Source organism: Thermocatellispora tengchongensis (assembly GCF_014202315.1).
Classification (GTDB): Bacteria; Actinomycetota; Actinomycetes; order Streptosporangiales; family Streptosporangiaceae; genus Thermocatellispora; species Thermocatellispora tengchongensis.
Window position 1 is genome coordinate 171,803 of sequence record NZ_JACHGN010000007.1, and the last position, 21,620, is coordinate 193,422.

Below are 21,620 nucleotides of genomic sequence, written 5' to 3' on the forward strand. Positions count from 1 at the left end.
GTCTGCGCGCCGGTGAGGCGAGGTATCGGGGCGGGATCAGGCCCGGAGGTACATCAGGACGGCGCGGACGCGGCGGTGGTCGTCGGTGACCGTGGGCGGGAGGTCCAGTTTGGTGAAGATGGCGTTGATGTGTTTGCCGACCACCTTCTCGCTCACCCTCAGCTCGTTGGTGATCGCCGTGTTGGAGCGGCCCTCCGCCATGAGGGCGAGGATCTCGCGTTCGCGGGGCGTGAGGCGGGTCAGCGGGTCGTGGTGGCGGGTGAGGAGGCGGCGGACGACCTCGGGGTCGATGACGCAGCCGCCGGCGGCGACCCGTTCGACGCCCTCGACGAACTCGCGCACCTCAAGGATGCGGTCCTTCAGCAGGTAGCCGATGCCGCCGTCGTTCGTGGACTCCAGGAGCTTGGCGGCGTAGGCGGTGGCCACGTACTGGCTCAGGATCAGGACGGGGAGCCCGGGGTGGGCGTGGCGGAGGGCGACAGCGGCGCGCAGGCCCTCGTCGGTGAAGGTGGGCGGCATGCGTACGTCGGTGACCACGATGTCGGGGGCCTGCTCGGCGACGGCGGCGGACATCGCGTCCGGATCGGCGGCGGCGGCCACCACCTCGTGGCCGAAGCGGGCCAGCAGCGCGGCCAGCCCCTCGCGCAGCAGTAACGCGTCCTCGGCGAGCACTATGCGGAGCACGGCAACTCCAGGCGCAGGATCGTGGGCCCGCCGGGCGGGCTGGTCAGCGTGATGGTGCCGGCCAGGGCATCGACCCGGTCGGCCAGTCCGGTCAGGCCGGTGCCGCGCGCCGGGTCCGCGCCGCCCTTGCCGTTGTCGCCCACGACGATGGTCAGGGTGTCGGCGGTGGCCGAGCCGGTCACCGTGATCTCGGTGGCGGCGGCGTGCCGGGCCGCGTTGGTCAGGGCCTCGGCGACGACGAAGTACGCCGTGGACTCCACGGGCGCCGGTAATCGTTCCGGCACGTCCATCGCCACGGTCACCGGCACGGCCAGGCCCGCCGCGAGGTCGGCGACGGCGGCGCGGAGGCCCAGGTCGGTGAGCACCCGGGGGTGGATGCGGTGGACCAGCTCGCGCAGCTCGGAGAGCGCGGCTCTGGCCTCGTCGGCCGCCTGGGCGAGCAGGGGGCGGGCGGCCTTTGGGTCGTGGTCGAGTTCGAGCTGGGCCGTGACGAGCGTCATGCCGAGCCGGAGGAGCCGCTGCTGGGCGCCGTCGTGCAGGTCGCGCTCGATGCGGCGGCGTTCGGACTCGAAGGCGTCGATGAGGCGGGCGCGGGAGCTGGTCAGCGAGCGGACGCGGGCCTCGTCGCCGGGGGAGAGCAGGAGGCGGGCGAGCGCGCCGTGGGCCAGCGCGGCGAGGGCCGTCGCGTAGGAGAGGAGGACGACGGTGCCGAGCACGGCCAGCGCAGCCCCGCCGACCAGCGCGAACACCTGGCCGTCGGCGGCGTCGGCCCGCGTCGCGGGCGTGGCGGACGCCGGTCCGCCGGGCTGTGAGGTCGTGAGGTTGGCGACGCCGCTCAGGTAGACCAGTGCGGGGGCCGAGCCGAGCAGCAGCGTCACGACGTTCACGGCCAGCAGCACGCTGCCGTGCAGCACCAGGTAGGCCAGCTCGCGCCAGGTGGCCGCGTCGGTGTGCCGCGCCCTCAGCCAGGCGGCGAGCCCGGCACGGTCCGGGACGCGGTGCGGGTCGGGCAGCGCGGGAAGGCCGAGGAGCGCGACGCGCCGCCGCTCGGCCGCCGCGAGCGGGGACGTCAGCAGCGGCATGAGCACGTACGCGCCCGCCACCAGCGCCACCGGAACCCACGCCAGGGCCAGCAGGCCGCTGACCACGCCGGTGAGCACGTAGGCGGCGGCGCGCAGCGGCCAGGTGGACGCGACGAAGCGCAGGGGAGCCCCGCGCAGCGCCTGTGCCATCTCCATGGCCGTCACTGTACGAGGTAGGGCCTGCCCACCCCCGGGACTGGGGGCGGAGACTCCTGTGCCCGCCCGCCGCACCGCCTTGGATGGGCCTTCGACAAGCCGCGAAGGAGGAGCTTCATGATGGGATTCGCGCACAAGCTGGGTGCGGTGCTCACGGGCACTGTGCTCGCATTCCCGGGCGGCACCGTCCTCCCGGGCGGCGGCGCGGCGGCCCAGCCGAAGATCGCGTGGGCGCCGTGTGCGGCCAACCGGGCCGTCGAATGCGGTGAGCTGCGGGTCCCGGTCGACTGGGGCCGGCCGGGCGGGGCGAGGTTCGGCCTGGCGGTGGCCCGGCTGAAGGCAGCAGAGCCGGGGCGGCGCATCGGCGTCCTGGTGGTGAACGTCGGCGGCGGGCCGGGCACCGATTTCGTCCAGGGCGAGGCGAGCACGTACTTCAGCAAGGAGATCCTGGCGAGATTCGACATCGTGGGTCTCGACCCGCGCGGCGTGGGAGGCAGCTCCCCGGTGCGGTGCTCGGCCGACATCGTCCGGCGCGAGCCCCTGCCCACCCCGCGTGACCAGGCCGACTTCGACCGGCTCCGGGCGTACGCCGCCGAGCTGGCCGCCGACTGCCGACGCCGCACCGGACCGGTGGCCGATCACCTCGACGCGGTCAGCGTCGCCCGGGACCTCGACGCCGTACGGGCCGCGCTCGGCGAGCGCACGATCAGCTACCACGGCGTGTCCGCGGGAACACTCCCCGGGCAGCATTACGCGGAGCTGTTCGGACGCAATCTGCGGGCGATGTCGCTGGACAGCGTCCTCGACCACAGCCTGCCCACCGGCCGCTTCCTGGTGAGCCAGGCGGCCAACGCCGAGGACGCGTTTCTGGCGTTCGCCCGCTGGTGCGCCCGCGACCGGGCGTGTGCGCTGCACGGCAGGGACGTCCCGCGGATCTGGGACGGGCTGATGGCCCGCGCGGACCGGGGCACACTGCGCGATCCCGCCCTGGCCGGCCGCGTGCTGAGCGCGTACGACCTGGCCACGGAGGCGCATCTGGGCGGGCTCATGGGGCCGGATCACTCCTGGCTGGCCGAGCGGATCGCCTCGTTGGAGTCGGGGAGGCCGGGACCGCGCGGCATCGTACGCGGCCAGCCGGGCCCGGAGGTGCGGGAGATCGAGCACCCGGCCCCCGCCGCCTGCCAGGACTGGCGGCTGACGATCCCCGACCACCGGCGGTTCGCCGCCCACGCCGCGAAGATGCGCCAGGTCGCGCCGCACATGCGTACCCAGCCCGACACCCAGGCGTTCGCGCTGACCTGCGCCCTCTGGCCGGTCAAGCCGCGCAACCCCCAGCACCGGCTGAAGGTGCCGGCGGGCACTCCCCCGATCCTGCTGGTCAACGCGCGTCACGACCCGGCCGCCGGGCACGCGTGGGCGGTCGGCGTCCGCCGGCAGCTCGGCCGGGGCGCGGCACTGGTGACCTACGAGGGCGCGGGCCACGGCGCCTACCAGCGCACGGCCTGCACACGGCGGGCGGTCGACGACTACCTGCTGCACCTGCACGTCCCCACCGAGGGCCGCCTCACGTGCGGACGCTGAGCGCGTGCCTTCACGACTTTCCGTGGGGGCGATGCCGCCCCTACGCGATCACCCGTTCCGGCGTGTCGAGCCAGACGCGCCGGCCATCGGGGCGGACGGTCATCCCGAACCGGTCGCGATCCGGTTCTCCCCATTCCACCCACCGGAAGTACGCCTCGACGACCTCCTCCCACACGGACCGGTCGCCGGCCTGCACCACCTCGAAGTCCTGCCGGCCGGCCTCCCAGGTCACCCTCGCCCATCGGCCGCCGTCATCCGGGTCATGCAGCCACAACCGGAACCCGCCGTCCGCCAGGTAGGTCGTGGTCGATCGCAGCCCGGTGATCGCGGCGACCGCGAGGTCCGCGCCCGCGGGCGCGTAGGCGATGGTCCGCGGGTCCACCGGCGTACGGGAGCACCGCTCCGCGCCCTCGGCCTGATGCGCGGACCGCTGGGAACGCATCATCATGTAGGACGCGAAGCGGGGAAAGCGCCCATGCGCGACGCCGTCCGGGGTGACGACCAGCCGCAGCGCGTGGTTCTCCCCGAAGTTCGGGCACCAGGGCAGCACGATCACCCCGCCCGGACGGCACTGCCCGACCCATGCGTACGGCACCCGCCGCACACCACAGGTGACGTGCACCCGGTCGAAGGGCGCCCGCTCCAGGCAGCCGTCCGCACCGTCACCGACGACCAGATGCGGCTGCACACCGGCCTCGCCGAGGTTTTTCGCCGCCTGCTCGGCCACCGCGGCGTCCACCTCGACGGAGGTCACGTTGCCCGCGCCGACGATGTGCGACAGCAGCGCGGCGGTCCACCCCGTACCGGTGCCGACCTCCAGCACCCTGTGCCCGGGTTTCGGGTTCAGCAGGTTGAGCAGGTCGGCAACGGTCGCGGGGGCGGAGTTGGAGGAGGTGTAGTCGGTTCCGGGCGGCACGCGTACGGCGCCGCCGTCATCGATCACGTCGCGCAGAGGGGTTCTGCCGTCGTCGAGCTGCGTGACGATCGGGCTCTCGGAGTAAACCGCGTCCAGCCAGGCACCAGGGTCGGCGGTCCGGTCGATCGCGACCATCTCCTCGCCGGCGACGAGCGCCACGGGCGGGATGAACATGTGCCGGGGAGCCGCCCGGAACGCGGCTTCGACCAACGGCCGAACGTGCCCGATCCGCGCGGTGACATCGCCGATCATCCGCTCGACCCGCACCGCGATGCCGTCGGCCTCGGCCACTACTTCCCCCCGCCCTGCTTGGGGTCCTTCGGCTGCTGCTGCGGGACCTGGTCGTAGTTGCCGGGGTCCTTCTTCGGGTCTTTGTCCCCGCGGTTGGGGTCCTCGTGCTTGCCTCGCCGCCGGCTCACAGTGGTCTCCCCTCTCATTTGGTCACTATCGGTGACTGCATGGTCGCATGAGGGGATGGGCGCGGGAAGGCCCTTCCCGGAGAGTTCGGCCCGGCTGACTGAAGGGTGAGGGTACAAGGGACCCGCCGCGGCGCGGCGTACGGCCCCGGCTCCTGCCCGCTGGACATGCTCCCCGACGTGGTGGGCCTCGCGGAGCTGCATGCGTCGCGGGAGGCGGAGGGGCGTACGGCGTGAAAAGGCCCCGCCAGGCACCACCTCAAGACGCCTGGCGGGGCGGGCCACCCCAGGGCCGCGGAAGAACGCACGCGGCTCGCTCGGGGGGCGTTCGGGGCCGGCCGCCGCTCGCGGGGAGCGACGGCCGGGGGTCAGGTAGCTCGGTGGACGAGCCAGGCGTGGCAGGCCGCCGCGGTGCGCGCCCGCTTCTCGCGTAGGTGCTCCGGCCCGTGCAGCGCCATGTGCAGGGTGAACAGGCCCTGGACCGCGGCCGGCCCGGTCACGGCACGCGCGGGCGCCGAACTCCAGGCCAGGAGGGCACCGACGTATCGCTCTTCTTAGCGGAGATCCGGGCAAACAGGTCCGCAGGGAGGGTGTTGCGGTGTGTGGTGACGTCGGCTCCGGGGGGCCGGTCGGCCAAGGTGGTCATGATCGCTCCCATCGTGGGGGGTGGGGATTGAGGGGGCGTGCTCCGGTCACTGCGCAGCGCGCGAGGGCGCCGCGGCCGGGGTCAAGGGCGGCGTCGGGCCGATGCGGCCGCGCCGCCGGCTGGTGATCCCGAGCTGGTGCGTCAGGGCGGCCACCAGCTCGGGGGCCGACTGCCGGCCGATCATCGCCTGGACGCCGAGGGCCTTCTCCTCCTCGGTCGGCGGCTTGTAGCGGGTGGCCCACCACCACGCGCCGAGGACGCAGATGCGCCAGGCCGGGAACGTCTGCCGGATCGCGTGGAGCTGCATCTCCTGCCGGGCGGTCAGGCCGGACATGGGGCCACCTCCTGAGGATGGAACCCGCACGCGCCCATCGCTGTCGTGGGCGCGTGCGGGAGGCGTCGGGGTCCCCGTCCGCGGAGTACCGGCGTACGCCCCCTCGCCTGCTCGGCCGCGCCCGCCCGTCCCCGTAGTGCGAGCGGACGCGGAGCCGTCCATCACGTCGTGGTCCCACTCGGCCCACACCGTCCGGCTGCGGCCCACCGAGGCGTGGTCCCACCGGTCGGTCAGCGCGGCGACGACGGCGAGACCGCGCCCCGACTCCTGATCCGGCGACGGGTCCTCGATGCGCGGTTCCTCGTCGCGCACGGTGCCGTCGTCGATGACCGCCAGGCGGACGTACGCCGGAAGCTCGGTGAGCACCACCTTGACCTTGCCCTTGGGAGGGAGGCCCGACCGCGTGTGCCGGACGGCGTTGGCCACCAACTCCGAGACGACGACCACCATGTCGTCTACCCGAGGATGCGCGGGCGCGGTCTTGGCGATGAAGTCTCGGGCTTCTCGCGCCGCTGTCGGGACGCCTTCGTGCTCCCAAATGGTGACCGTCATGCCGCACCGCCGGTGGTGCGGCGGCAGCACGCCTGGGAAGGGCATCCGCAGCCCGCGCTACGGTGCGGCGCGCGATGGAGGTTCTGCAGGATGAGGGCCTGGTGGTGACGATGCCGCAGAGGGAGAAGTGATCGGATCATGCGACCACTCCCGGGTGACGGCCAGCGGTACCGCTCGGGGCCGCACCAGATCTCGGCGTCCTCGGCGGAGAGGATGGCGTAGTGCTCCCGCAATGTACTGGGCTCGGAGTCGCGGGCGCGGACGCCATGCGCGGTCAGCGCGGCCCGCAGGGCGAGTGCTGCCTGCTCAGGGCTCATGACCATGACCCTAGGCGCGGTGCGTAGCGCCAGGGACACAGACTGTGCCCCCTGGTTTTGGTCAGGTCAAGACCCCGATTTTGTCCGCGAGCTCGCGAGCCTGACGCCGCAGCCGCGCCGGCCCGGCCTCGGCCATCTCCAGCGTCATGCGCCGGGCGTAACCGTTGTAGCGGATCGTCTCGGGAGCGGTCTGCTGGGCCAGCTCCAATGTGCCGAGCACGGCGTCGTGGTCGTGCTGGAGCTGGTGCGCGCGGGCGACCTCGATGAGGTGTCGGCCCCGGCGAGGCCGGGAGGGGATCGGGACCGCCTCGGCGTGGTCGGCCTGCCGAGCCGACTCGCCGCTCTGATGCAGCTCTACCGCCACAGTGACGGCATGGGGGCGCATGATGACGCGGCTGAAGGAGGTCCACGGCTGGTAGTAATCGCCCGGGAGGCGGTCGGCGATTCGGCCGGCCTCCTCCCAGTGCCGCCACGCCTCCCCGGCCTCGCCGAGCCTCGCTGCGGTGAACGCGAGCTCGAAGTGCAACGCGCCCCACATGGCCAGCAACTCCGTGTCGGCGCGGTCCATGTGCGGCGAGAGGGCTGTCAGGCCCTGCTCATTGATACTGCGGGCGGCGTCGAAGTCGGCGGCGTCCCGGTGGGCCTGGGCCAGGAACCAGACGGCGCAGGACAACGCCAGCGGATCCTCGGACTCCTGTGCGGCCATCAGCGCGCGGTCGGCCACCCGCCAGAGCAGGTCCTGGGCGGGCTGGTAGGCGACGAACATCTGGGTCAGTCCGTAGACCTCGGCGAGCAGCGCCTGGGCGCGTCGCCGGTCTTCGCCCTGGTACATGACTGCGGCGAGCTGGGCGTCGCGGATGAGGTCGGGCAGAAGCCGCCCGAGGGCGGTGCGGTGGTCGGGCGAGGAGTGGCGTGTGCGCCATGCCGAGTCGAGGCGGGCCCGGAGGGTGGTGAGCGGCTGCACGGTCCCGGTGGGCTGCAAGGGCAGGGCGTTGACGGCCTCCCGGACGGCGGCGAGCGCTGGGTGGCCGGGGCCGGTGAACATCCTGATGGGCATCGACTGGTCGCCGGTCAGCTCCGATAGGTCGCGGACGCGGAGCGCCTCGGCGAGCTGGAGGAGGATCGGCAGCCGGGGTTGCTGCTGGCGCTGGCCCCGCTCCACCGCCTTGAGCCACGATTCGGACTTGCCGACGAGGCCGGCCAGGACCTCGCGCGTCATTCCGCGCCGTTCGCGCAGATACTGGATCCGCTGTCCGAGCGAGAGGACCGGACCGGCAGCATCGTTGGTGGTAGTTTCGTCCATAGGGCCCTGCACCTTCCTGACGCCTCGACAACCTCAGGCTACGGCGCAGGGCCGTTTGTGTGCGAGAGGTTCCGGGGCTATCGGGTGAGCCATTCGCCCTTCTGGTCGGCGAAACCGCTGTTCAGCGCGAACTGAAACTTCGCAATTTCGGCTGCTGCGGGCACCTCGAACACAATCACGCCTTTGCGGTTGTCACCTGCCCCCATGGATACCGAGCCGCCGAACGCGACTCCTTCTCGCACCTCGGCAATGGTGGCCCGGTACTGCTGGCCCTCGGCGTCGATGAGCACCGCACCATTTAACGGGCTGTCGCTGTAGGGCGCCTGGCCCTTGTTGTGAAGCACCAGTTCGACGGCGTAGAAGCGGTTGCCGGCCGACGGCTTGAGGAAGTCGTTCGCGGGCGTCGCGGTCTCCACGACCCGTTCCAGCGTGACGGCCACCTGGAGGTCCGACTCCAGGCCCGCGAGAGTAATCGTCCCACCCAGCTTGGCGGGCTCATCGGCCTCGGACGCTTCGGACGCCGGCGGCTCCTGCTCGGGCAGGGCTGTCTCGATCACCGGCGGGGCGGAGGTGGGCACCCCAGGCTGTAGCTCACCGAGTTGGACGCGCTCGGTTGGGGTCGGGGCGGATAGGGCGGCCACGCCGATGCTGCCGATGAAGCCGGCCCACCACAGTGCCCAGAACAGCAGCCAGCCGCCGGTGAGGACCCAGCCGAGGACCGTTCCAGCCAGGGCCATGCCGTGGCCGTCAGTGCGGTCACGGCGGATCTGTCCGAGCGCGACGTGGCCGAAAATCACGGCGAGGACGCTCGTGAATCCGCAGGAGATGAAGCCGATCAGGCCAAGGACCAGCGAGGCGATGGCCAGGCCGTTGGTGCGGCGCGCTGGGGCATATCCGGGGGGTGTGCCATATGTCATCGGGGCGGGACTCTTTCATGAGAGAGATTGGCGCTCTTTTCGACGCCCCGAGTATGCGCCTGGATTACAAGGAACGGGAGGGGGCTCTGGCCATGGCACGCCTGATTTTTCGGATGCCCGGCCGCGCTCCCCTTCGCGCAATACGGGACCGTACATCGTTTCATTCCTGATGGCGTCCGTAAAGATGCCTGTTTGACACGAGCCAAAGTTTTTACGACACGTGCGCAACAGTAATGTGCTCTCGTAGCAGCGGAACGCCCCCGGCCTCACGTTGCGCGGCCGGGACCGCAGCCTTCAGAACGAAGCGGAGACAGGCGATGCGTCACAAGTGGATGCGACGATCTGGAGCTATACGCGCCCGTGGGCGACGGCCGGCCCAGCAGGCACAGAGTGCACCAAGGCACGGCGGACGGGACACGGGTTTGATGGCCGCGTTCGCCTCGTCACGGAAACGGCGACTTCGGGGGCTGACCTTGGACCAATGGCGGGCCTTCCATGACGGAGTGCGTGAGGGAACCGTGCTGCCGCACTGGGACAACGGCACGGCGAGGGTGACGCTGCCCAGACACCCGGAAGATCCGATAGTGGTCGGACTGGCATGCTAGGGCCGCTTCGTGTCCCGGGTCGCCCTGGGCGCCTACGGGCCACGCTTCATTTTGGGGACGAGTGGTGCTGGAGGCGGGTGATCGCAAGGGCTCGCTGACATGAGCAGTACGAGGCATCGGCAGGGGTGTGGGCTTGTCCCTCTCGCGGCCGCTGGCTGGAGCTCCTCCACTAGGAGGCAGCCCGAACCGCCACTCGGAGCTGCGGCGGCGGTGACCTGGAGCGCCGAAAGAATCACCGACAAACGCCGACATTCACATCGGCGCAGGTCGCGTCTATCCTTGCTGGTCAGAAAGTCTGCTCCCCACGCCTGTGGGGGTGATCCAGTGGACGCACTACCACCGCACCGAGCGGAGTGCCTGCTCCCCACGCCTGTGGGGGTGATCCGTGCGCGTTCGTCACGGAGCTTCTGCCGCTCCTCTGCTCCCCACGCCTGTGGGGGTGATCCGCACCCCCGACGCCATCGGCGGGCCGTGCGGCGCTGCTCCCCACGCCTGTGGGGGTGATCCGGCGCGGACGTCTGCCTGGCCTTCATCGCCCCGCTGCTCCCCACGCCTGTGGGGGTGATCCGCTCCCGGGGATCCGTGGCGTTTATTCGCATGTCTGCTCCCCACGCCTGTGGGGGTGATCCAACAGCGGCGGGGTTTGGCTGAAAACGCCCTCCCTGCTCCCCACGCCTGTGGGGGTGATCCGGGAGGCCGCTGATGAGCGAGAAGAAGAAGCCCCTGCTCCCCACGCCTGTGGGGGTGATCCGACCTTCGCCAGCACCGGGAACATGATCATGACCTGCTCCCCACGCCTGTGGGGGTGATCCGGCGTACGAGATCGGGGCGGAGCTGAGGTGAGCCTGCTCCCCACGCCTGTGGGGGTGATCCGCGATTCCGCCCCTCCGACGTCGAGGCCCTGGTCTGCTCCCCACGCCTGTGGGGGTGATCCGGAGCACCCGTACACCGCCGAGGCCGTGGCCCTCTGCTCCCCACGCCTGTGGGGGTGATCCGGATTCGACATGGCTGAGGCCCCTCTCGTGTCGCTGCTCCCCACGCCTGTGGGGGTGATCCGTCCTCGAACTCCATTCCCATGTGGAAGAAGTCCTGCTCCCCACGCCTGTGGGGGTGATCCGCGGTTCACCGTCGACGGCGGCGAAGCCATCCTCTGCTCCCCACGCCTGTGGGGGTGATCCGCGCTTCATGAACGCCTGCCGGGCCGGCGCCGTCTGCTCCCCACGCCTGTGGGGGTGATCCAACCGGCCGTGTCGAGAAACCTCATCGGCGATCCCTGCTCCCCACGCCTGTGGGGGTGATCCGAACATCTACGGCGACGTCCTGCGGATTCATGACTGCTCCCCACGCCTGTGGGGGTGATCCGCTCACGGACACCGTCTTCGGGCAGACACGCGCCTGCTCCCCACGCCTGTGGGGGTGATCCGGCGGACCATGGCGAGTTTGATGATGTCACCGCCTGCTCCCTACGCCTGTGGGGGTGATCCGGCGTCCGCCGGCCTGCACTTCCCCGCCAGCGCCTGCTCCCCACGCCTGTGGGGGTGATCCGGCAGGGCTCAACCAGGCCCAGCTCGCACGGGACTGCTCCCCACGCCTGTGGGGGTGATCCGCACATGGGCGACGTGCTGGCCGCGGTGGAGCTCTGCTCCCCACGCCTGTGGGGGTGATCCGCGCGGCCTGGGCATCGACGTGCTCACCGCGGCCTGCTCCCCACGCCTGTGGGGGTGATCCGCTCTCGCACTCCCAGATCACGCGGGCAATCGCCTGCTCCCCACGCCTGTGGGGGTGATCCGCTCGCATATACCCCAACCAGGCGGTTAGTGGTCTGCTCCCCACGCCTGTGGGGGTGATCCGCGGGTGGTCGACTACATCTCACGCCGCCTGGCCTGCTCCCCACGCCTGTGGGGGTGATCCGCCGTCGGTGAGCTTCGCCGCGGAGTACGAGCCCTGCTCCCCACGCCTGTGGGGGTGATCCGAGCGGGCGTGGTTCGGGGTGCGCTCTCCGGTGCTGCTCCCCACGCCTGTGGGGGTGATCCGCTGTCACGGGAGCTGGACCGCCGCCAGGACGACTGCTCCCCACGCCTGTGGGGGTGATCCGTCGATCGTGAACAGGCCGTTGGCGTGGGGTGTCTGCTCCCCACGCCTGTGGGGGTGATCCGACCTCCTAGCGGGTCCGGCCGTAGACCGGTGCCTGCTCCCCACGCCTGTGGGGGTGATCCGGCCCAGGGGCTGTACAGCAAGACGGCGCTGGGCTGCTCCCCACGCCTGTGGGGGTGATCCGGTGGCGACGCCATCGTGGACCGGATCGGCACCCTGCTCCCTACGCCTGTGGGGGTGATCCGGAGTCGTCACCAGCACCATCACCGCCACCGCCCTGCTCCCCACGCCTGTGGGGGTGATCCGGACGGGTGGCGGTCGGCGTGCCCGGCGCGGGCCTGCTCCCCACGCCTGTGGGGGTGATCCGGTGGCCAGACCTCTACGCCGACTTCCGGGACGCTGCTCCCCACGCCTGTGGGGGTGATCCGGGCGATGCGGGTGTAGGCGTTGGCCCGGTCTCCTGCTCCCCACGCCTGTGGGGGTGTTCCGGGGGTTACCCCGAGGCCGGCATGCAGATGAGCTGCTCCCCACGCCTGTGGGGGTGATCCGACTGGGTGGAGAACATTACTCTTCTGCCCTGTCCGTTCCGGGTGAAGGCTGCACTCGGCCGACGTGCTGAGCGGGAGATTCAAAGGCAGACCCGAACCCGGCAGATGATCTCATTCGGATCTACTTTGCAATTTGAGTGGATCTTGGATCGGGTTCGCAGAGACGGATCGATTATTCTGAGCTCCAGCCTGTCCGCTGGAATGGTTGAATGACTGCATGACCGAGGAGGGCGACGAACCGCCACGACGCGGCAGGCTGCGGCCGGGGTGGGTGCTGGGTGCTGTGGTGGCTGCGGTGGCGATGACCGCGGGCGCGATCCTGGCCGTCCAGCGGGGCAACGACGACCCTGGTGACTTCGCCAAGGTCGTTGCCGACGCGCTCGCCCAGGGCGGCGACGAGAGGTTTCGGTCGGTGTTCTGCGAGTCGACGCCGTTGCGTAGCAGCGGAGTGGACGTGTTCGCGCTCGTTCGGCCGACCAAGGTCACGGTGGACACCGTTGTCGAGAAGGACGACGCCAACGCGATGGCAGTACTGGCCGTCGAGAAGGCGAATGATCGTGTGTGGATCTCGATGGACAAGCAACCCGACTGGTGCGTCGATGAGATCGCCCTGTGCACGACGGCTGCCGAGCCGCGCATCAGCCCGCCGGCACTTCCGTGTGATGGGCTGCTGGGCAGGGACTGATCGCAGCCACGGCACTTGCACGGCAAGACGGTCACGGCTGTCACATTCCTCTGGCGTTCTGCGCGCCCTGGTTGGGAGTCAAGTGGGCGATCAATGGGTGGGTGGGCGCTAGCGGGGAGCCACGAGGGGCTTGCCCCTCGTGACTGGGGGTTTGGGGGGCTGTGCCCCCCAAAGGGCGCTGCCCGGCTTGCGCGAAGCGCCGGATGCGCGGAGCGCGGGAGGACCTTTGTGCGGGGGGCGGGGGACCTTGTGCGGAGCGCGGGATGCGCGGAGTGTGGGAGGACCTTTTGGGCTGGGGCGTGCCTTTGGGGGGCGCGTAGGCTCTAGGCATGCTCCGGTTGTATGACACGCGGCATCGGCAGGTGGAGGAGATCGTCCCTGGGGGGCGGCGGGTGTTGCGGATGTACACCTGCGGGCCGACCGTGTACCGCTACGCGCATGTGGGGAACATGCGGTCGTATGTGCTCGCCGATTTGATCCGGCGGGTGACCGAGCGGCACGGCGTACGGGTGATCGCGTGCCGGAACGTCACGGACGTGGGGCATCTCGTGGATGACGCGGAGATCGACCCCACGGGTGAGGACAAGGTGCTGGCGCAGGCTCGCCAGGAGGGGCGGTCGGCGCTGGAGGTCGCGCGGTTCTACGAGGACGCGTTCAATGCCGATGCGGCGGCGTTGAATCTGCGGCCGCCGGAGTACACGCCGCGGGCCACCGAGAGCATCGAGTTGATGGTCGAGCTGATCGCGAAGCTCATCGAGCGCGGCCACGCGTACGCCGTGCCCGGCGGGTCTGTTTACTTTGACGCGGCTTCTTTTCCCTCCTATGGGGAGATATCGGGCAATCGGCTGGACCAGCTCAAGCCGGGGCACCGGATCGAGGTCGAGCCGGGCAAGCGGTTCCATGCCGACTGGGCGTTGTGGAAGGCGGCCGGGGGCGAGGCCAGGCCCGAGATGACCTGGGAGACGCCCTGGGGGCGGGGGTTCCCGGGATGGCACATCGAGTGCTCGGCGATGTCGCTGCGGTTCCTCGGCGACAGTTTCGACCTGCACACCGGCGGAATCGACCTGCGGTTCCCGCATCACGAGGACGAGCGGGCGCAGTCCGACGCGGCGGCGGGGCACGAGGTGGTGGCCCACTGGGTGCACGGTGAGCATCTGCTGTTCGAGGGCCGCAAGATGGCGAAGTCCACGGGGAACGTGGTGCACGTGTCCGACGTCGCGGCGGCGGGGCTCGACCCCTTGGCGGTGCGGCTGGCGGTAATGGAACACCGCTACCGGCAGCAGATGAACCTGACCTGGGAGACCCTGCGGGCGGCCGACCGTACGCTGCGCCGCTGGCGTACGCGGGTGGCGGAATGGGCCGAGGCGCCGAGCCGGCCCATGGCGGCCGAGTACGCCGCCCGCTTCCAGGCCGCTCTGGACGACGACCTGGACACGCCGCTGGCGCTGCGGGTGCTGCGCGAGCTGGAGCGCGATGAGTCGCAGCCGCCGGGCGCCCGGTTCGAGACCTTCCTGCACGCCGATCACATCCTGGCCCTGGACCTGGCGAGCGAGATCGGCAAGCTGACTCCGGCTCCGCTGCCGGCGGGGGCGTCCGAGTTGCTGGAGGAGCGGGCCAAGGCTCGCGCCGCCAAGGACTGGGCGGCATCCGATCGGCTACGGGCGGAGCTGGCGGCGATGGGGGTGCGGGTCACGGATACGCCTGAGGGGCAGGTCGCCACCACTGAGTGAGCGGGCTACTGTCACTTTCTCCTGCTACTTCTTCTACTTCTTCTACTCCTCTCTCTCCTGCTTCTCCGCTCTACTCCTCTCTCTCCTGCTTCTCGGTGAGCGGCTCCGGCGGCTCTCCCGCTTCTCCGTGAGCGGGCTACCGCGCGGGTCTCGGTGAGCGGGTTCCTCTGGCTTTCCGCCTGCTGCGGGGGGCGGGCTACAGCTTGCGGGATTCGCCCACCGCAAGGGGCCACAGGTTTTCCTCGGGCAGGCCGCGCTCGGCCCAGGCGCGCCGGGCGAGGCGGAGTGGGGCCATCAAGGGCTCGCCCGACAGCACGAACGTGCCCCAGTGCATGGTGGCCATCCGGGGGGCGCCGACGTCCAGGCAGCCGCGTACGGCCTCGTCGGGGTCCACGTGGCTGCCCTTGGTGAACCAGCGCGGCTCGTACGCCCCTACCGGCATCAGGGCCAGGTCGATGCCGGGGTGCCGCTCGCCGATCTCCTGGAACCGCTCCCCGTACGCCGTGTCGCCGGCGAAGTAGATGCGGTGTTCGGCGGTGGAGATGACCCAGCCGCCCCACAGGGTGCGGCAGGTGTCGAAGACGCCGCGGCGGCTCCAGTGGTGGGCGGGTACGAAGTCGAAGCGGACCGGGCCGATGGAGGCGGACTCCCACCAGTCCAGTTCCTCCACGCGGCGGAAGCCGCGCCGGGTGAACCACAGTTTGAGCTTGGCGGGGACGAAGATCGGGGTGTCCTTGGGCAGGCGGCGCAGGGTGGGCGCGTCGAGGTGGTCGTAGTGGTTGTGGCTGATGACCACGGCGTCCACGCGGGGCAGTTCGTTCCAGGCGACGCCGGGCGGGGTGAGCCGGGGCCGGATGCCGGGGATGCGGCGCGACCAGACGGGGTCGGTGAGCACGGTCAGGCCGCCGATCTGGATCACGAACGTGGCGTGGCCGACCCAGGTGACGATGGTGTCGGTGGCGGTGGCGCGGGGCAGGCCGGTGCGCTGGACGGGGATGAGGTCGGCGTCGCCGATGTCGGTGCGGAAGCCGCCGTACCAGGTGACGCTGACGAGCTCGCTGAAGCCGGCGAGGGGCGATGTCAGCCGGTCCCTGAAGGAGCGGGGCCATTGGCGATGCGGCTTGTGTCCGGGCCGGACGACGATGTCGGGGACGGGGATCGCGGTGGAAGGGGTCGGCTGCATCGCTTGCGACATGGGCGCTCCCTGGTACGTTCCGTCGCTCGCCCCCCGCGAGCGCACGATTTCTCAGCAATCGCCGTGAGAACCGCTCACATACCGTTAATGATCCCCTGTATCAGGAAAATATGCCTCATACGACCGAACTATCCGGTCCCTCCTCCTTGGAGGGGATCACCGTCCTCCGCACCCACCATGGCGAGCGGCGCCGGTAGCCGCCCTCGTCCAGGTCGGCCAGCCACTCGAACAGGTTCCAGCTCCCGTGGTGCCCGCAGATCAGCACCGAGACGCCCACCGCGGCGAAGTAGAGCGGGAGCATCAGCACACCCAGGCAGAACGCGTACTGGGTGGCGTGCCGCGCCTCGTGGCGCAGCAGCGGCCCGGTGAGGTACCCCTCGTCCTCCGACCGCCTGGTCAGCACCACGTTGCCCAGCGTGAACGCCCCCGCCACCGGGAACGGGATGCGGTAGCCGTGGGCGAGCAGCAACCCTCCGGGCCCCTTGGTGACCCGCGCCCGGCCCAGCCGGGCCACCAGCAGCCCGAGCGGCGTGGACAGGTTGACGTAGTTGACCACCCGCCGCGCCCGCTGCCAGCCGCTCATCACCCTACGATTGTGTGCTCCCCCGGTCGCGATGGCCAGAGAGCCTGTGCTCCTTCAGCAACCAGGACGGGCCGCGCGACGGGACGGCCAGGACGGCGACCACGATGGCGGCGAAACCGCCGTACAGGTACAGATAGCCGGCGAAGTTGGCCGCGATGACCAGGTCGCCCTCGCCGCGTTCGACGGTGAACACGACCGAGGCCAGCAGCCAGCCCAGGGCGATCACCACGGCGGGCAGCCTGCCGTCCATGAGCCGGCCGAGCCCGTACACCGCGCCGAACAGCAGCACGATCCAGGCGATGGCCGCGATGGGCACGTGCTCGCCCAGGTAGTGGTTGTGCTGGAAGCCGCCCGCCACGCCGAGCACCAGGCCCAGCACGAACAGCATGCCGTACAGGGCGCCCAGCAGCGTCGGATCGAGCCAGCGCGGCCCGTGCGGCGGCCCGTCCGTCGCGCCCGATTCGGGCGCCATCTCCCCCATGAGCTGCAAGGTTAGTGGACTCCCCCGAACAGATCGTCTTCCCGGTCGAACGGCTCGCCGATGCCGCCCGCCTCGTACGGGGCGCCGGGGCCGGGCGGGCCGGGACGGCCGGCGCGCAGGATGAAGTGCTCCACGCCCAGGGCCTGCTGGCCGATGTTGTTGGACAGGGCGTACCAGGGGGCGGAGACGGTGATCTGGGTGCGGTGGGCGCGCATGGCGTCGAGCTTGGCGCCGACGTACGCGCGGGCGTCGATCTCGGTGGTGACGTCGGCGTCGGCGCAGCCGAAGGGGGAGTCGTCGGGGTCCTCGGGCATGAAGGGGGCGCCCGACTCGCGCATCGCCTCGGCGGTGCGCTTCATCACCGACCGCGGCATCGCGGTGTGGTAGAACTTCGCGATCCGCCACGGCTCGCCGGCGCCGTGGGCGGGGTCGGCGGCCAGTTCGCGGGCGCGGCGCGAGACGCGGTGGGCCTGGATGTGGTCGGGGTGGCCGTAGAAGCCGTTCTCGTCGTAGGTGACCAGGACCTGGGGACGGACCTCGCGGATCACCTCGGCGAGGGCGGCGGCGGCCTCGTCCAGGTCGGCCTGCCAGAACGCGCGGGGGTGGTGGTTGGCGGCCACGCCCATCATGCCGGAGTCGCGCCAGCGGCCGGGGCCGCCGAGGAAACGGTGGTCGGTGACCCCCAGGGCGGCGCAGGCGGCGGCCAGTTCGCCGATGCGGTACTCGCCGAGGGCGTCGTCGCGGTCGGCCGCGAGGTGGGCGAGCTCGGGCGGGATGACCTCGCCCTCTTCGCCGAGGGTGCAGGTCACGAGGGTGACGGCCGCGCCCTCGGCGGCGTACTTGGCCATGGTCGCGCCGGTGCCGATGGTCTCGTCGTCCGGGTGGGCGTGCACGAGCAGCAGCCGCCGATCAGTCATGGGTACGAGGGTAGTCGTGACGGCCGCGCCTGGCAGGATGGGGTGTCATGACCGACAGTCCGAGCCAGAGCTTCCCCCGCCTCCACGCCAGGACCCGGCGTTTCTCGCTGGGGGTCCCGCGCGGCTTCACCGTCACCCCCGACGGGGAGCGGATCTACTTCCTGCGCTCGCGCAGCGGGGTGGACCCGGTGACCTGCCTGTGGGAGTTCGACGTGGCCTCGGGTGACGAGCGGCTGGTGGTCAACCCGGCCGCGCTCGACGCCGCCGGGGAGGACCTGCCGCCGGAGGAGCGGGCCAGGCGGGAACGCAGCCGCGAGACCGCGGGCGGGATCGTGGCGTACGCGACCGACGCGCAGGTGACGATCGCCGCGTACGCGCTGTCGGGCGCGCTGTACGTCACCGACCTGGCGAGCGGCGCGACCCGCGAGCTGACCACGCCGGGGCCGGTGATCGACCCGCGCCCGTCGCCCGACGGGCGGCACGTGGCGTACGTGACCGGCGGGGCGCTGCGGGTGCACGAGCTGGCCAGCGGCGCCGACCGGGCGCTCGCCGAGCCCGAGTCGGCGACCGTGACCTACGGGCTGGCGGAGTTCATCGCGGCCGAGGAGATGGACCGGCACCGCGGCTACTGGTGGGCGCCGTCCAGTGAGGCCCTGCTGGTCGCGCGGGTGGACGAGGAGCCGGTGCGGCTGTGGCACATCGCCGACCCGGCCAACCCCGACCGGCCGGCGGTGGCGCAGCGCTACCCGGCGGCGGGCACGGCCAACGCGGTGGTGGAGCTGTACGCGGTGGGCCTGGACGGCTCGCGGGTGCCGGTGCCGGTGGAGCAGGAGTACCTGGCCACCGCCACCTGGGACTCCCGGGGCGTGCTCCTGGTGACCATGCCGCGTGACCAGAAGTCGATGCGGCTGCTGGCCGCCGACCCGGCCACCGGCGCGACCACGCTGCTGCGCGAGGACTCCGACCCCGCCTGGGTGGACGTCGTGCCCGGCGTGCCCGCCCGGCTGCCCGGCGGCGAGCTGGTGTGGACCGAGGTGTCCGAGGGCGGGCGGCGGCTGCTGGTCGGCGACCGGCCGGTCACCCCGCCCACGCTCCAGGTGCGCGGGGTCACCGCGGTGGACGGCGGCACGGTGCTGTTCCGCGCCTCGGGCGGCGACCCGGCCTCGATCCAGGCGTGGGCCTGGCGCGAGGGCGCGCTCACGCTGGTGAGCCCGGAGGAGGACGGCGTGTACTCCGCCGCCGCGGCGGCGGGCGGCACCGTGGTGCTGACCGGCCAGATCCTCGACGGCGAGGGCCAGGTGGCCCGGGTGCTGCGCGAGGGCCGCCCGGCCGGCCACATCGCCTCGGTGGCCGAGCGGCCGGGGCTGGACCTGCGGGTCTCCCTGGTGCGCACCGGCGAGCGCGACCTGGCCACCGCCGTGCTGCTGCCCTCCTGGCACGTGCCGGGCTCGGCCCGGCTGCCGGTGCTGATGGACCCGTACGGCGGGCCGCACGCGCAGCGGGTGCTGGCCGCGAGCGGGGCGTTCCTGACCAGCCAGTGGTTCGCCGAGCAGGGCTTCGCGGTGGTCGTGGCCGACGGGCGCGGCACCCCGGGGCGCGGCCCCGCCTTCGAGCGGGAGGTGCTGCACGACCTGGCCGGGCCGGTCCTTGAGGACCAGGTGGACGCGCTGCTGGGCGCGGCCCGCCACTACCCCGGCGATCTCGACCTGGACCGGGTGGGCATCCGGGGCTGGTCGTTCGGCGGCTACCTGGCGGCGCTGGCGGTGCTGCGCCGGCCCGACGTGTTCCACGCGGCGGTGGCCGGCGCGCCGGTGACCGACTGGATGCTGTACGACACCTGCTACACCGAGCGCTACCTGGGGCACCCGGAGCAGGACCCGGGGCCGTACGAGCGGTCGAGCCTGCTCGGCGACGCGGCCAAGCTGGAGCGCCCGCTGCTGCTCATCCACGGCCTGGCCGACGACAACGTGGTGGCGGCCCACACGCTGCGCCTGTCGTCGGCGCTGCTGGCCGCGGGCCGCCCGCACACCGTGCTGCCGCTGTCGGGCGTCACCCACATGACCCCGCAGGAGGTCGTGGCCGAGAACCTGCTGCTGCTCCAGGTCGAGTTCCTGAAGCGGTCGCTGGGGGTCAGCGCTTGACGCCGTGCCAGGAGTCCCACAGGGCCGCGTAGGAGCCTCCCGCGGCCACCAGCTCGTCGTGCGGCCCCAGCTCGGTGATCCGGCCGTCCTCGACGACCGCCACCCGGTCGGCGTCGTGCGCGGTGTAGAGCCGGTGCGCGATGGCGATCACGGTGCGGCCGTCGAGCACGGCGGCGAGCGAGCGCTCCAGGTGCCGCGCCGCCCGCGGGTCGATCAGCGAGGTCGCCTCGTCCAGCACCAGCGTGTGCGGGTCGGCCAGCACCAGCCGGGCCAGGGCGAGCTGCTGGGCCTGGGCGGGCGGCACGGCCGCGCCGCCGGAGCCGACCGCGGTGTCCAGGCCCTCGGGCAGCGACTCCACCCAGTCCCAGGCGTCCACCGCGCGCAGCGCCTGCTCCACCTCGGCGTCGGTGGCGCCGGGGCGGGCGATGAGCAGGTTGTCGCGTACGGTGCCGCGGAAGACGTGGTGCTCCTGGGTGACCAGGGCGACGTGGCCGCGCAGGTCGTCCAGGGGCAGCTCGACCAGGGGGGCGCCGCCGACCGTGACCGAGCCGGTGCGCGGGCCGTGGATGCCGGCCAGCAGCCGGCCCAGGGTGGACTTGCCCGCGCCCGAGGGGCCGACCATGGCCAGCCGCTCCCCCGGCGCGACCGTGAGCGACACGTCGTGCAGCACGTCGTGGCCCTCGCGGTAGGCGTAGCGCACCCGGTCGGCCACGATCTCCTCGCCGTCGGGCCTGGCGGTGCCGGGGGTGCGGTCGTCGGGCACCCGGGCCACGCCGAGCAGCCGGGCCAGCGACGCGCCGCCGACCTGGAGCTCGTCGATCCACATCAGCAGCCGGTCCAGCGGATCGACGAGCTGCTGGACGTACAGGGTGGCGGCGGTGACCTGGTCCAGCGAGACCCAGCCCTCGATGTGGAACAGGCCGCCGATGAGCAGGGTGGCCACGACCGGGATCACGTAGCCCAGCTCGACGCACGGGAACCACACCGTGCGCAGCCTCAGGGTGTAGCGTTCGGCGGCCCAGGAGGCGGCGATGTCGCGGTCGGTGCGGGCGTGCCTGCGCCGGTGCAGGCCGAGCGCCTCGACGGTGCGCGCGCCCTCGACGGTCTCGGCCAGGCCCTCGGTCATGTCGGCGTACGCGGCGTTCTCGCGCAGGTAGCCGTCGCGGGCCCGCTTGAGGTACCACCGGGTGGAGATCCACAGCAGCGGGGAGGCGAGCAGCGCGGGCAGCGCGAGCAGCGGCCCGACCAGGACCAGCGCGCCGACCGCGAACGCGCCGGTGACCACGGCGATCAGCGTCTCGGGCACGGCGTGCCTGACCGAGCGCGACAGCGCGTCCACGTCGCGGGAGGTGCGGGTGATCAGGTCGCCCGACCCGGCGCGCTCGACGGTGGACAGCGGCAGCGCGAGCACCTGGTCCACGAACTCCTCGCGCAGCTCGGCGAGCACCTTCTCGCCCAGCCGGGAGGAGGCGTAGATGGCGTACCTGGTCAGCACGCCCTGGGCGAGTATGAAGGCGGCGATGGCCAGCGCCACGCCGCCCGGGTCGGCGCCGCTGCCGGCCTGGACGCCCTCCACCAGCTCGCCGAGCAGGCGGGGGGCGGCGAGCCCGGCCACGGCGGCCAGGCCGTGCAGGGCCAGGGCGGTGGCGAGGGCGCCGGGGTAGCGCAGGGTCAGCCGCCGCGCGTACGCGCGGACCTGCGCCTCGTCGGCGACCGGCAGGATCGGCCGGGACATCT

Annotated in this window: 18 protein-coding genes and 1 CRISPR repeat array; of the genes, 5 read left to right on the forward strand and 13 right to left on the reverse strand. The window is 72.0% G+C overall.

The genetic code is table 11. The annotated features are described in order from the left end of the window. Positions 1-36: 36 nt before the first annotated feature. Entirely contained in the window at positions 37-684 is a 648-nt protein-coding gene (locus HNP84_RS53085; RefSeq protein ID WP_312925129.1) for a response regulator transcription factor, read from the reverse strand. Next, on the reverse strand, positions 672-1,922 hold the full coding sequence (locus tag HNP84_RS53090) for a sensor histidine kinase (RefSeq protein ID WP_246518309.1): 1,251 nt from the start codon (positions 1,920-1,922) through the stop codon (positions 672-674). The genes HNP84_RS53085 and HNP84_RS53090 overlap by 13 nt, the downstream gene beginning before the upstream one ends. A 117-nt stretch (positions 1,923-2,039) precedes the next feature. Here HNP84_RS53090 and HNP84_RS18030 point away from each other — a divergent pair, with 117 nt between their 5' ends. Then, positions 2,040-3,503 carry an alpha/beta hydrolase gene (locus HNP84_RS18030; RefSeq protein ID WP_185050895.1) on the forward strand — a complete coding sequence of 488 codons (1,464 nt, stop codon included), beginning with the start codon at positions 2,040-2,042 and terminating at the stop codon, positions 3,501-3,503. Between the two features lie 40 nt (positions 3,504-3,543). Here HNP84_RS18030 and HNP84_RS18035 read toward each other — a convergent pair whose 3' ends face one another. Both HNP84_RS18035 and HNP84_RS55065 read right to left on the reverse strand, forming a co-directional pair. Further along, a complete protein-coding gene (locus HNP84_RS18035; protein ID WP_312925132.1) occupies positions 3,544-4,710 on the reverse strand; it encodes a methyltransferase domain-containing protein in 1,167 nt (388 codons plus the stop codon). After that, positions 4,710-4,838 (reverse strand): hypothetical protein, encoded by a 129-nt coding sequence (locus HNP84_RS55065; protein ID WP_281396173.1) that lies wholly within the window; start codon positions 4,836-4,838, stop codon positions 4,710-4,712. The genes HNP84_RS18035 and HNP84_RS55065 overlap by 1 nt, the downstream gene beginning before the upstream one ends. A 105-nt stretch (positions 4,839-4,943) precedes the next feature. Between HNP84_RS55065 and HNP84_RS55070 the strand changes: the two genes are divergently transcribed. Then, positions 4,944-5,072: a hypothetical protein gene (locus HNP84_RS55070; RefSeq protein WP_281396174.1), complete on the forward strand. Its 129-nt coding sequence runs from the start codon at positions 4,944-4,946 to the stop codon at positions 5,070-5,072. Between the two features lie 131 nt (positions 5,073-5,203). On the opposite strand, the gene HNP84_RS55075 is transcribed toward HNP84_RS55070, so the two are convergent. The 4 genes from HNP84_RS55075 to HNP84_RS18050 form a co-directional block, all read right to left on the reverse strand. Beyond that, the gene (locus HNP84_RS55075) at positions 5,204-5,335 is read right to left on the reverse strand and encodes a hypothetical protein (RefSeq protein WP_281396175.1); all 132 of its coding nucleotides are present in this window, start codon (positions 5,333-5,335) and stop codon (positions 5,204-5,206) included. A gap of 192 nt (positions 5,336-5,527) precedes the next feature. Continuing rightward, positions 5,528-6,367, reverse strand: coding sequence for an ATP-binding protein (locus tag HNP84_RS18040; protein ID WP_185050896.1), 840 nt, complete (start codon positions 6,365-6,367; stop codon positions 5,528-5,530). A gap of 378 nt (positions 6,368-6,745) precedes the next feature. Further along, complete coding sequence (locus tag HNP84_RS18045) at positions 6,746-7,987, reverse strand: helix-turn-helix domain-containing protein (protein WP_185050897.1); 1,242 nt, start codon at positions 7,985-7,987, stop codon at positions 6,746-6,748. A gap of 77 nt (positions 7,988-8,064) precedes the next feature. Beyond that, positions 8,065-8,904, reverse strand: coding sequence for a DUF4190 domain-containing protein (locus HNP84_RS18050; protein WP_185050898.1), 840 nt, complete (start codon positions 8,902-8,904; stop codon positions 8,065-8,067). Positions 8,905-9,804: 900 nt separating this feature from the next. Further along, a CRISPR array of direct repeats spans positions 9,805-12,152; the repeat unit is 29 nt; unit sequence CTGCTCCCCACGCCTGTGGGGGTGATCCG. Positions 12,153-12,368: 216 nt separating this feature from the next. Between HNP84_RS18050 and HNP84_RS18055 the strand changes: the two genes are divergently transcribed. Together HNP84_RS18055 and cysS are read left to right on the forward strand one after the other, a co-directional pair. Continuing rightward, complete coding sequence (locus HNP84_RS18055) at positions 12,369-12,836, forward strand: hypothetical protein (protein WP_185050899.1); 468 nt, start codon at positions 12,369-12,371, stop codon at positions 12,834-12,836. Positions 12,837-13,165: 329 nt separating this feature from the next. Further along, positions 13,166-14,566, forward strand: coding sequence for a cysteine--tRNA ligase (gene cysS, locus HNP84_RS18060; RefSeq protein ID WP_185050900.1), 1,401 nt, complete (start codon positions 13,166-13,168; stop codon positions 14,564-14,566). A gap of 196 nt (positions 14,567-14,762) precedes the next feature. On the opposite strand, the gene HNP84_RS18065 is transcribed toward cysS, so the two are convergent. The 4 genes from HNP84_RS18065 to mshB all read right to left on the reverse strand — a co-directional run bounded on the left by HNP84_RS18065 (position 14,763) and on the right by mshB (position 17,742). Then, complete coding sequence (locus HNP84_RS18065) at positions 14,763-15,761, reverse strand: MBL fold metallo-hydrolase (RefSeq protein ID WP_185050901.1); 999 nt, start codon at positions 15,759-15,761, stop codon at positions 14,763-14,765. Positions 15,762-15,876: 115 nt separating this feature from the next. After that, positions 15,877-16,344 (reverse strand): hypothetical protein, encoded by a 468-nt coding sequence (locus tag HNP84_RS18070; RefSeq protein ID WP_185050902.1) that lies wholly within the window; start codon positions 16,342-16,344, stop codon positions 15,877-15,879. Positions 16,345-16,348: 4 nt separating this feature from the next. Then, positions 16,349-16,825 carry a DUF6113 family protein gene (locus tag HNP84_RS18075; protein ID WP_185050903.1) on the reverse strand — a complete coding sequence of 159 codons (477 nt, stop codon included), beginning with the start codon at positions 16,823-16,825 and terminating at the stop codon, positions 16,349-16,351. A gap of 11 nt (positions 16,826-16,836) precedes the next feature. Next, complete coding sequence (gene mshB / locus HNP84_RS18080) at positions 16,837-17,742, reverse strand: N-acetyl-1-D-myo-inositol-2-amino-2-deoxy-alpha-D-glucopyranoside deacetylase (protein ID WP_185050904.1); 906 nt, start codon at positions 17,740-17,742, stop codon at positions 16,837-16,839. Positions 17,743-17,789: 47 nt separating this feature from the next. Here mshB and HNP84_RS18085 point away from each other — a divergent pair, with 47 nt between their 5' ends. Next, on the forward strand, positions 17,790-19,883 hold the full coding sequence (locus HNP84_RS18085; RefSeq protein WP_185050905.1) for a S9 family peptidase: 2,094 nt from the start codon (positions 17,790-17,792) through the stop codon (positions 19,881-19,883). Here the strand turns inward: HNP84_RS18085 and HNP84_RS18090 are convergent. Further along, positions 19,873-21,618: an ABC transporter ATP-binding protein gene (locus tag HNP84_RS18090; protein WP_185050906.1), complete on the reverse strand. Its 1,746-nt coding sequence runs from the start codon at positions 21,616-21,618 to the stop codon at positions 19,873-19,875. The genes HNP84_RS18085 and HNP84_RS18090 overlap by 11 nt on opposite strands. Positions 21,619-21,620 lie beyond the last annotated feature (2 nt).

What these genes read in the sequence shown, in the direction of transcription:
- HNP84_RS18075 (WP_185050903.1), bottom strand. Translation starts at nt 16,825, where the DNA reads ATGGGGGAGATGGCGCCCGAATCGGGCGCGACGGACGGGCCGCCGCAC.
- HNP84_RS18055 (WP_185050899.1), top strand. Translation starts at nt 12,369, where the DNA reads ATGACCGAGGAGGGCGACGAACCGCCACGACGCGGCAGGCTGCGGCCG.
- HNP84_RS18050 (WP_185050898.1), bottom strand. Translation starts at nt 8,904, where the DNA reads ATGACATATGGCACACCCCCCGGATATGCCCCAGCGCGCCGCACCAAC.
- cysS (WP_185050900.1), top strand. Translation starts at nt 13,166, where the DNA reads ATGCTCCGGTTGTATGACACGCGGCATCGGCAGGTGGAGGAGATCGTC.
- HNP84_RS18045 (WP_185050897.1), bottom strand. Translation starts at nt 7,987, where the DNA reads ATGGACGAAACTACCACCAACGATGCTGCCGGTCCGGTCCTCTCGCTC.
- HNP84_RS18090 (WP_185050906.1), bottom strand. Translation starts at nt 21,618, where the DNA reads ATGTCCCGGCCGATCCTGCCGGTCGCCGACGAGGCGCAGGTCCGCGCG.
- mshB (WP_185050904.1), bottom strand. Translation starts at nt 17,742, where the DNA reads ATGACTGATCGGCGGCTGCTGCTCGTGCACGCCCACCCGGACGACGAG.
- HNP84_RS18040 (WP_185050896.1), bottom strand. Translation starts at nt 6,367, where the DNA reads ATGACGGTCACCATTTGGGAGCACGAAGGCGTCCCGACAGCGGCGCGA.
- HNP84_RS53090 (WP_246518309.1), bottom strand. Translation starts at nt 1,922, where the DNA reads ATGGAGATGGCACAGGCGCTGCGCGGGGCTCCCCTGCGCTTCGTCGCG.
- HNP84_RS18085 (WP_185050905.1), top strand. Translation starts at nt 17,790, where the DNA reads ATGACCGACAGTCCGAGCCAGAGCTTCCCCCGCCTCCACGCCAGGACC.
- HNP84_RS18065 (WP_185050901.1), bottom strand. Translation starts at nt 15,761, where the DNA reads ATGTCGCAAGCGATGCAGCCGACCCCTTCCACCGCGATCCCCGTCCCC.
- HNP84_RS18070 (WP_185050902.1), bottom strand. Translation starts at nt 16,344, where the DNA reads ATGAGCGGCTGGCAGCGGGCGCGGCGGGTGGTCAACTACGTCAACCTG.
- HNP84_RS18030 (WP_185050895.1), top strand. Translation starts at nt 2,040, where the DNA reads ATGATGGGATTCGCGCACAAGCTGGGTGCGGTGCTCACGGGCACTGTG.